The following is a 1,235-nucleotide window of genomic DNA, read 5'->3' as shown; positions in this document are numbered from 1 at the left end:
CGTCTATTACCATTGAGGGCAGCAATGATAACCCGGAAGAGATTGAAATCTCCGGAACCCATATTGATGAAAATCAGGATGGCGCGGTGGTAGGTACATTGTCCACCACCGACAAAGACCTTTCTGATACTCACACTTACACCGTCGATGACCATCGCTTTGAAGTGGTAGATGGCGATCTCAAACTGAAAGAGGGCATAGCCCTTGATCACGAAACCGATGAATCCGTTGATGTTGAGGTGACAACCAGCGATGTTGATGGTGCAACCTATTTAGAGAGCTTTACCATTGAAGTCAACGACATCAACGAAGCCCCCGTCTCCTTGGACAGCTCTACCACAATTACTGAAGACTCCCTCTATCGCTTCACCCTGAGCGACTTCCCCTTCAGTGACCGGGACAATGCTGACGCGCTGGAAGTAGTCGTTATTGAGACCATTCCAGTCATCGGATCACTGGAACTCAACGGCACTAAGGTATCTGAAGGCGACGCCATCAGTCGGGCTGACATTTCTGCGGGCTTGCTGACGTTCCTGTCTGAAGCCAATGAAAGTGGAAATAACTACACCCAATTTAACTTTCGGGTAAACGACGGTGAGCTTTCTTCTGATATCCAGACTTTCACGGTCAGCGTCACTCCAATAGACGATGCTCCTTTTGCAGGGAATGTTGACCTGGGATCAACCCTGGAAGACACCTCCTATGTCATCACTGCTGCTGATCTTTTGGCTTCAGCCAGTGACATTGATGGTGATAGCTTGAGCATTCAGTCGGTCACTCTGGCAGACCCTGCGACAGGTCATCTGGCAGACAATAATGACGGCACCTGGAGCTATACTCCCACGGCTCATTATTTCGGTGACGATGTCACTTTTAACTTCACAGTGTCAGATGGATCCTCAGGGGATGAAGCCAGTGCATCAGCCACTCTTGACGTCATTTCTGTCAATGATGCGGCTGTAGTCACAGCAGGAGGGACTCTCACTTACACAGAAAACGACGGCGATCAAGTAATAGAGGGTCATATCACGCTGACAGACATTGACTCTGTCACAATAGAGAGCGCCACGATCACGATCAGTAGCAATTTCGTGCCAGATGAAGACAGACTGGCGTTCAACGATCACAACGGGATTTCCGGAAGCTGGGATTTATCAACCGGCACCCTGACGCTCTCTGGTACCGCAACGGTCGCGGAGTACCAGGCAGCACTGAGAACAGTCACCTACTCAAAC

1 protein-coding gene is annotated in these 1,235 nt (G+C 49.9%); it reads left to right on the top strand.

Features of this window, described 5'->3' with window-relative positions:
* The coding region (locus tag KDK18_RS03090) for a cadherin-like domain-containing protein (protein WP_257253132.1) at nucleotides 1-1,235 on the top strand (1,235 nt) is incomplete at both ends.

This window comes from Endozoicomonas sp. SESOKO3 (assembly GCF_024606255.1).
The sequence above is the reverse complement of the archived record's forward strand: the minus strand, read 5'-3'. Positions and strand labels throughout refer to the sequence as shown.